The following is a 9,361-nucleotide window of genomic DNA, read 5'->3' as shown; positions in this document are numbered from 1 at the left end:
GGTCCGCCTGATGAGGCGGAAATGGCCCAAAGATACCGAGAATCCAACATCAAAACCGATAGGATATCTTTGTTTTATCCTATTTTTGAAAACTGAAAGTGGCGCTGTTGAAGAATTCCCTGATTTTTCAACAGCCTGTTAAGGACTTGGCTTTGGTATCTGGCCAACGATACCGAGCACGAGTTAGCGATGTTGCTTTTCGGCAACGAGAACCCGAGAGTGTGGGTCGGTCGATATTTGGAAGCACGTCGCTTAAAAGGGCGGTGCTCACATCTGCCTTTATGGCAGAGCAAAATCCAGAGGCGTGGAGACTGGCTCTGGCTCAGCTTGGCCGAGAGCTACCAGGGCCGCTGGTAGAGCTTCAATACTCCCTTCCCGACCCCGGCACCGACGAAGCCCCGGCCCGCCTGGGCCTGGGCAAATCCGAATCCCAGGGCATCCGCCGCCTGATCACCCGTTTCCAGACCGCCAATCTCCGCCAAGCCTGGGCCAATGTGAAAGAGCGCAGCTACGAAGGCGTTTTCGACGGCCTGGTGGGTATTCAGCGTGCGGAGGAAGCCGCGGGCAAGGGCACCTCTGAGGGGGACTTTGCCGGCTCCGGGTATGTGGGCGCCCGTCTGGCATCCAGTATCGCTGACACCATGCACGCCATCCTCCACTATGGGGCGCCCGAGTGGCGCGACGGGGTGGTGCAGTATCGGGACGATACGCAGGGACTGCTGACAATTTTTAAGGGCCTGGGGCCGGATCTGAACGCCTGGCTGGGCTGGATGGGAGGCAACCGAGCCAGGGAACTGAAGTTGCAGGGCCGCGAAAAGAATCTGTCCCAGCGGGATATTGCCGAGTTGCTGGTGTTGAACCGGGGCCGGGAGGCCAAATTCCTGGAGGCAAAGCGGGCTTATAACGCCCTCAACAAGGCCATGCTGGACCTGGCCCAGGAAGCAGGACTAATCGACCCGCAATCCCGCAAGCGGTGGGCGTCCGAGTGGTATATCCCTTTCTATCGTCAGGTTCTGGACGGCAATGGGCTGCTGGCGCCCCGTACCAAGCGTGGGCTTAGTCACCAGAGCGCCGGTATCAAGGCCCTGAAAGGCGGTGAGACGGCCACCAATGACCTGTTGCAAAACATCCTCACCAACTGGATGAAACTGGCGGATGCCGCCATGAAAAATATGGCGCTGCTGAAGACGGTGGACAACCTCAAGGACACCGAGTACCTGAGTGATGAAAGCCTAAAATACACCACCGCGATCGTGCCCAGGTCGGAGGTGGTGAAGCGGATCAAGGCCGACCGCGCTTACCTGGAGATGGTGGCCGACCAGTTGGGGCTGCCGGAGGCCGGGGAACTGGAGGTGCTGCACGAGTTGAACCAGCTCGACAGCAGTGGCTTTGAGAAACTATGGGCCATCACCGCACCCACAGACCCGGAGGTGATCCGGGTGCAACGCAATGGCAAGAGTGCCTATTATCGGGTCAATGATCCGGCGTTGCTGCGGGGTATGGCGCACCTCTCCAGTGATGGTCTCAACTGGTTGCCGATGCGTGCCGCCCGCTGGTTCAAACGCCTGCTGACTACCGGTGTGACCAGCAGCCCGGGCTTTATGTTGCGAAACCTGGTGCGCGATACGGCGCACGCCTGGGCCATTAATAAAGACGGCTTTACGTTCGGTAAGGACACCTTAAAAGGTATCAGCGCCGCCTATGCCGAGGACGAGCACTACCGCGAGCTGATGTTTACCAACGCTTCCTTCCAGGGCGGTTATGTGCATGGCGCGGACCCGCAGGCCACAGCCCAATTGATCCGTCGCACCTTGGCGAAAAAGGGACTCTCCCGCGCGGAGATCGACAACCATATGGACAGCGTGATCAGTGTCGGGGAGTTCGGCTGGGCCAAGGTTCAGAATGTCTGGCAGAAGTATCGTGAACTGGGTGACAAGCTGGAGAACGCCAATCGCCTGGCCACCTATAAGGCGGCCCTGAAGGCGGGCAAGTCCAAGGCACAGGCGGCCTTCGAGGCCAAGGACTTGATGGATTACTCGCTGCGGGGCAATTGGGCGGCGATGAATGTGCTGACGGATGTGGTGCCCTTCCTGAATGCCCGTCTGCAGGGCCTGTCGAAACTGGTCCGCGCCGCCGACCTGAAAGGGGAGGGGCATAAACCCTGGACCTGGCGGGCCGACCCGCTGGTAGTCAAAGCGGTGGCCAAGATCGCCATGTTCTCGGCAGTGCTGGCGCTCTTGAATGATGACGATGAGCGCTACCAATCGCTGCCGGACTGGGAGAAAGACGCTTACTGGCACTTCTTTGTGGGCGAGCACCACTTCCGCCTGCCGAAACCTTTTGAAATCGGCATTATTGCCGGCACCATTCCCGAACGCATGATGCACACCTGGGTGCTGGACAATCAGCCCAGTGAAAAATTGTTGTGGAGCATGAAGCATGGTGCGGTGGATACGTTGGCCTTCAACCCGATACCGCAGGCGGTGCTGCCGATGGCGGAGCTGTATGCCAATCGCTCCTTCCACTTCGACAAGCCCATTGAATCCCTGGGGGACCAGCGCAAGCTACCCCAAAACCGACACAACAGCTTTACCAGCGATACCATGGTGTCCCTGGCACAGCTGGTGGGTTGGTCTCCAAAGCAGATGGAGCACTTCTGGACAGGCTACACCGGGACCATGGGGGCCTATGCACTATCGGCTACCGATATGCTGGTGGCCTGGGCACAGGACAAGCCCAATCAAGGCGAGTTTCTGGCTACCGATATTCCGGTACTCAAGAGTTTTTACCGTGGCACCAAGCCGAAGTACAGCACTCAGCATGCGGACGACCTTTATAAGCGGCTACAGGAAGTCAACCAGCTGGCAGCAAGCCTCAAGGATCTAAGAGGGCAGGAGAGAGCAGAGTTTGTCACAGAGCACCGCGACAAGCTGGCTCAGCGCGGACCACTGAACCAGGCCAGCCGGCGCCTTAGTGAATTACGCATGCGGCGCGAACGCATTTTAGTCGAAGATATTCCACGTAAGGCCAAGCAACTAAAACTGGATGCGATTCAAAAAAGGATCAATGCGATGGCAGCAAAAGCATCGCAGAGTACCGAAGCCGCTTTTTAGAGGTTGATCATATCGATTTTCGGATGCTGTCCATCATGACTGGTGCCGCTTGTGGTGCTAAGTGTGACTTAAATCAAACTTTAAGAGTGATGAATTTAGCAAAATTTCTGGGTGTAATGGCGTGTAATTGACTTTCAATGACAAGTCGTATGAACTCTCTTTAAGAACTGAGTGGTGAGATAATTGGTTCGACACTTCATAGAAAACCGCGCTTTAAAGCAGGGGGCGCCCATCGACTATCGAGCTTAAATGTGGTTTCGGATACAGCTTGAAGTGGATAAAGGGCAGCCACTGATTTTGACTAACTGATATGCGTACACAGTTTCGAGCTGCCTCAATATATTAACAATAACAACTTTGTGTTTAATTTATGCGTTTCTTTATTTTACATTCAGCTTTTATCTTTGCGACAATCTTTGCAATTAATCCCGCAGTAGCGCAGGGAACCTGCAATTACCATGTGCTGGGTCCAACTTCATCCTACGAGGCAAGGCAAGGATGCGCAAATATGTATGCTCATTGTGGAGGTGTCGAGAAAAGGCGTGGAGCTCCTTTTGACGCTTGGGCTTACTGGACGGCTGTACGTATCCGTGATAATAATTCTTTAATTTTTACCCTTCAATCCTATAATGACTGTACTCTTCTAAGCGATAACTATAGAGATAATTACCATGTAAATTTTTATTACTATACGTTTATTGACTGTGACGAAAACCAAATTTTAAATCCCGTCACTAAAGAGTGTGAAGCTCCAAAATGTGAATCTCCTACTGAATTCAATCCTTCCTCCGGGCTCTGTGAAAAAGAGTGCCCAGCCGATAAGCCCTGGAACGGCGTTGCGCGAGGCTGTGTGGCCCCGCCCGAGCCCCAAAGCTGTAACAACCTGGCCGGCAATCCCATCAATTTTTTCAATGGCCATAAAAGACAGGAAGAAATCGTTTTCGAGGCGGAAGGGGATTTCCCGCTGAGCTTCTCCTGGCGCTACAACAGCTTTGGCAATCATCAAAAGAGCGGCGCTGGCTACAGTGTGGGCTCTGGCGTTACCGGCGCAACCACGGTACATACCGAGCAGCCATTGCCTGCCGGCGAGCAGCCTATTTCCTTACCATTGGACAGGGACCCAACCCTGGAATATATCGGTGATGCTAAAAAGCATTGGCGCCACAACCATAGCTACTTCCTTGCCCATTACACATTGCCCGATGGCGTGACGGAGCGGCTGATTGCCTACCGTCCCAATGGCAGCGATCTGCACTTTGTCGAAGAGAACGGCACTTTTGTTGCGCAGGCCAATCGTGATTGGCAGGTAACCCGGAACCTGGATACCAACCAACAGCATGTCGGCTGGACCCTGAAGGTGGATGCTCGTACCGAGCAATACGACACCGCCGGCCGTATTCTGCGTGTGGAGGATGAACAGGGCCGGGGCATCACCTATAGCTACGATATTGGCGGTATCCAGCAGGAAACTATTGCTGACGACAATGGCAACAGTATTACCTTGGCTTACACCGACGGCAATCTGACCCAGATCACCCGCAACGATAATTCCGTCTACCAGTTCGCCTACAATGGCAACGGACTCTTGGCGTCCATCACTTTTCCCGGCAGCACTTCGCCCCAGCGGGTTTTCCGTTACGAGGACAGCCGCTTCCCCAATGCGCTCACGGGTGTCACCGATGAAACCGGCGTGGTCTACAGCAGCTTCGCCTACGACGACCGGGGGCGGGCCATACGCACCGAGCACAACAATGGTGCCGAGTCGGTGGATGTGGCCTATGTGGATGCCAATACCCGACGCCTGACCAATGCCCTGGGCAAGCAGACCACCTATCACTATGGGGATGTGAACGGCGTTAAGCGTATCGTCTCCATCGATGGTGAAGCCTCGGCCAACTGTGCCGCCGCCAATAAAGGCTATACCTACGACGCCAATGGCTTTATCGCCAGCGAAACCGACTGGGAGGGGAATACCACCGCCTATACCCGCGACAATCGTGGGCGGGAGCTGACCCGTACCGAGGCGGCTGGCACGCCCGAGGCTAAAGTGATCACCACCCAGTGGCATCCCACTTTGAATCTGCCCACCAAGATCACCACAGCGGAGTCGGTAACCGATTACAGCTATGACAGCGCCGGCCGCCAATTGAGCAAGCAGATCACACCTGTGCCCAGTCCTTGAGTGGCCGGATAGATCGACCGACTAATAGTTGTTGATTGCTGAACAACAATAAGTAGAAAGGAATTGTTATGCGTTATACCCAATCCGTGCTCGCGGGGGCACTGAGCCTGCTGGTGGCCCATGGCACCAATGCGGCCGTCACGCAAAAGAACTGGTCCTATACCTACACTGCAGCGGGCAAGATGGAGACCGCCAACGGCCCGCGCACCGATGTTTCCGACATCACCACCTACGGCTATGACGCCAACAACCGCCGCATCAGCACCACCAATGCCCTGGGGCAGGTGGAGTCGGTGCTCCAATACGATGCCGCCGGTCGCCGGCTGAAAGTACAGGATGTTAACGGCCTGCAGACCCACTACACCTATACCCCGCGCGGCTGGCTGAAAACCGCCACCATCAAGGCGGCTTCCGGCGATCAGGTCACCACCTACACCTACGATGCCGTGGGCCAGGTCACCAATATCGCCTACCCGGACGGCTCCGATATCAGCTTTGAATACGACGACGCCCGCCGTCTCACCGCGGTGGAGAATGCCCTGGGCGAGCGGATGGAATATACGTTGGATGCCGCCGGTAATGTACTGCAGGAAAAGATTTATGCCGCCGACGGCACCACCCTGGTGCGCTCTGTCAGCCGCAGCTATGACGAGCTGAGCCGCCTGATCGATGTGGATGGCAACAACGCCCAGAACACGGCTATCGCCTACGACAAGAACGGCGACCGCACCTCCACCACCGACGGCAACCAGAACACCACCGGAGAGACCCGGGATGCCCTGGGCCGGGTCAAGATTGTCACTGACGCGGACACCAATCAGGTCCAGTACAGCTACGACACTGCCGACCGTATCACCTCGGTCACCGACCAGCGCGGCAACACCACCAGCTATGAGTACGACTTCCTCGGCAATCTCACCAAACTCACCAGCCCCGATACCGGTATTACCAGCTACGACCACGACCCTGCTGGCAACCTCATCACCCGCACCGATGCGCGCGGTATAGTTTCCAATTACAGCTACGATGCCCTCAACCGCCTCACCGCCATCACCTATCCCGGCAATACCGCCGAGAATGCGACCTATAGCTATGACAATACCGATAACAACAACAAGGGTGTGGGCCACCTGACCGGCTTCAGCAACGACGCCGGCGCTACCGCCCTCACTTACGACGACCTGGGCCGTATCACCCAACAGGACGACACCATCGCCAGCTGGAGTTTTAGCACCCAGTACAGCTATGACACCTTGGGCCGTATCACCAGCATCACATATCCCTCCGGCCGTATTGTCAGCTACAGCCGCGACACCTTGGGTCGAATCAGCGCCATCAGCAGTCAGGACAATGCCCAGGCCACGGCCCAGACCCTGGTCAGCAATATCCAGTACCAGCCCTATGGCGGTATCTCCTCCATGGACTATGGCAACGGCATCACCCAGAGCTATAGCTACGACCTGGACGGACGCCTGGAAACCGTCACCGCCAGCGGCATCGGCAATGTCCGCTCCGACTTCTACACCTATGACCTGGCCAACAACATCACCGGTATCGCAGACAGCCTGGATACCAACAAAGACAGGGCCTTTGTCTACGACAATCTGAACCGCCTCACCGGCGAAGGCTATATCGCCGGCCAGAACGACTACCAGTACGATGCAGTGGGCAACCGCACCCAAAAGGACGCCACCAATACCGGCGGTACCCCGAGCACCACAACCTACAACCACGAGACCACTTCCAACCGCCTCACCCAAAGGGACAGCCAGCCCTGGGTGACCGATGCCGCCGGCAACACCATCAGCGTCGACGGAGGACAGCAGCAGTACAGCTACAACCACGCCAACCGCCTCAAAACCTATACCGAAGGCGGCACACTCAAAGGTACCTACTACTACAACGCCATCGGCCAGCGGGTACGCACCGACAAGGCCGAGGACGCATTGCTGCACTATGGCCTGGGCGGCCAATACCTGGGTGAAACCAGGTACGCCAGCAACGGCACCGACATCCAGCGCCGGATTGACTATATCTACCTGGACACCATGCCGGTCGCGCAAGTCCAGGTCACTTACAGCAATGGCCAGGTACAGAGCACCACTCTGACCTATCTGCACACCGACCACCTCAACACTCCACGCATTGGTACCAACAGCAACGAAGCCATTGTCTGGCGTTGGGACAGTGATGCCTTTGGGCGCACGGCACCGGATGCCGACCCGGACAACGATACCAATCCGACCGCAGTCAACCTGCGTTTTCCGGGGCAGATCAAAGGAGAGGAGGCGCCACGCTATTACAACTACTTTAGGGATTACGATCCCTCCACTGGCAGGTATTTACAGAGTGATCCGATTGGGTTGGACGGGGGAATAAATACTTTTGGGTACGTTGGCGGTAACCCCATTAGCTATTTTGATTCTAATGGTCTTGAATCAGAGGCTGCTAACCCTGTTGATGCCTTAATTGGTGTAGGGCTCATTGTTGGGGCACTTTCTGGTAACAAAGCAGCGCAAGAACTCTTCTCTGACTTGGGGGATGCGATTTCTGATTCTATTGAAGAGCTGTGTAAAGAAGATGATGGTTGCCCACCATGTAAAACGGTAAGCGGGCGGATTGTGCCAGCTGGCACCATAGCCTATCGCCCTTTAGATGTACTTTCAGATGACATAGTGCAACATGGTATATCAGGGTCGCACTATAATATTTACAGAGCAAATCAAAATCCAAATAACTGTCAGTGCTTTTGGCAAGCGCAAGGGGCTGTCAGTCCATCGGCACTGCCTCCGGGTGCAATTCCGATTGAGCCATTTATGAATTGAGTGAGGCTATTTTCATGCGATATGTAGATGGGCAAGAAGCGATACTTGGTGATTTGGTAAACTTAGCCTCTAATGATGGAGTTGTTGTTTGCTCGATAGACAGGGATGAGTACACAGAAGGATTTACGAAAGAGGAATGGGGTTATCTTGAAAAAGGGATCTTGATTAATTTCCAAAAGCTAGGATTGATACATTATACAGAGCCGGACAAAGACTTAAAATTAATATCTCGGAAGGTCAAGAGCTGATTTTTATTAATTGAAATTCCTCCCAATCTGGCAGGCACTCTTTTGCAATGGGGTTGTCAAATCAAACACTGGCCCACTTTTCGGGCCAGTATTTTTTTAGCTTACGGTTTTATCAGTAGTACGAGACACCCCTCCGTCACCCTGACCTTGATCGGTATCAGCCATGACTGATGCTTCGCATATCAGTTGTGGTTAGCTACTTATCCGGCCCGAGTCCAGCGCCGGGCTTCGTACTTCAAGATCATCCCTTCGAGCACCTCCCGAATAACCTGCTGTTCCTCGTCTTGTAGCCGCTCAATGGCCTCGAACAGGAGCCGGGTCCTGTCACTGGGACCGCGCTCGTCTTCGTCGAATACCAACTCATCGATGCTCACATGCAGGGTTTTGGCCAGCTTGACCAGCCCCTCCAGGGTAGGTTGTGCGCTACCGGCCTCGTACCTCTTGATCTGCGTTACATGGATGTCGGCGGCATCTGCCAGGCTCTGCTGGGTCAGGCCCACGGCCTTGCGGTACCGGATCAGTCTGGCGGGGAAGTTCATGGGTAGTAACCATGTGATGGAGATCGCCATACAGTAATCCTGTCCAAAAATGCCTATTGACAATAGTATCTCAAAGGATACTAAAATAAAATCCTAAAAGAGCCTTGACGGGTTTTAAGTCAAAATGGAGAGAATCAGCATGACACGGCTGGCAGATGAGCTGATCGAGCGGATCAAGGCGGCGGTCTCCCTGGTCCGACTGGTGGAGCAGTCCGGGGTGGAGCTGCGCAAGCAAGGCAAGGACTATCTGGGCCGCTGCCCCTTCCACGACGACCGCACACCGTCACTGGTGGTGAGCCCGGCCAAGAACCTGTGGCACTGCCTGGGGGCCTGCGGTGAAGGTGGCAGCGTGATCGACTGGGTAATGAAAACTCAGGGCGTCAGCTTCCGCCATGCGCTGGAGCTACTGCGCAATGACCATCTACCTTTAGCTGCCGATACGCCGGTAAAAAAC

Annotated in this window: 6 protein-coding genes; 5 read left to right on the top strand and 1 reads right to left on the bottom strand. The window is 55.2% G+C overall.

Features of this window, described 5'->3' with window-relative positions; translation table 11 throughout:
• The first annotated feature begins 281 nt into the window (after positions 1 to 281).
• From AB1S50_RS18170 to AB1S50_RS18155, 4 genes are all read left to right on the top strand, one after another.
• Positions 282 to 3,113 (top strand): LPD38 domain-containing protein, encoded by a 2,832-nt coding sequence (locus AB1S50_RS18170; RefSeq protein WP_367152568.1) that lies wholly within the window; start codon positions 282 to 284, stop codon positions 3,111 to 3,113.
• 850 nt (positions 3,114 to 3,963) lie between these two features.
• Positions 3,964 to 5,295: a DUF6531 domain-containing protein gene (locus AB1S50_RS18165; RefSeq protein ID WP_367152567.1), complete on the top strand. Its 1,332-nt coding sequence runs from the start codon at positions 3,964 to 3,966 to the stop codon at positions 5,293 to 5,295.
• Positions 5,296 to 5,363: 68 nt separating this feature from the next.
• Positions 5,364 to 8,120: an RHS repeat-associated core domain-containing protein gene (locus AB1S50_RS18160; protein ID WP_367152566.1), complete on the top strand. Its 2,757-nt coding sequence runs from the start codon at positions 5,364 to 5,366 to the stop codon at positions 8,118 to 8,120.
• Positions 8,121 to 8,134: 14 nt separating this feature from the next.
• On the top strand, positions 8,135 to 8,368 hold the full coding sequence (locus AB1S50_RS18155; protein WP_367152565.1) for a hypothetical protein: 234 nt from the start codon (positions 8,135 to 8,137) through the stop codon (positions 8,366 to 8,368).
• Between the two features lie 200 nt (positions 8,369 to 8,568).
• Here the strand turns inward: AB1S50_RS18155 and AB1S50_RS18150 are convergent, their stop codons facing one another.
• Positions 8,569 to 8,970 (bottom strand): helix-turn-helix domain-containing protein, encoded by a 402-nt coding sequence (locus tag AB1S50_RS18150; RefSeq protein ID WP_367152564.1) that lies wholly within the window; start codon positions 8,968 to 8,970, stop codon positions 8,569 to 8,571.
• Between the two features lie 76 nt (positions 8,971 to 9,046).
• Between AB1S50_RS18150 and AB1S50_RS18145 the strand changes: the two genes are divergently transcribed.
• On the top strand, positions 9,047 to 9,361 hold a 315-nt coding region (locus AB1S50_RS18145), incomplete at its 3' end, for a CHC2 zinc finger domain-containing protein (RefSeq protein WP_367152562.1).

Source organism: Microbulbifer discodermiae (assembly GCF_040742695.1).
Taxonomy (GTDB): Bacteria; Pseudomonadota; Gammaproteobacteria; order Pseudomonadales; family Cellvibrionaceae; genus Microbulbifer.
The sequence above is the reverse complement of the archived record's forward strand: the minus strand, read 5'-3'. Positions and strand labels throughout refer to the sequence as shown.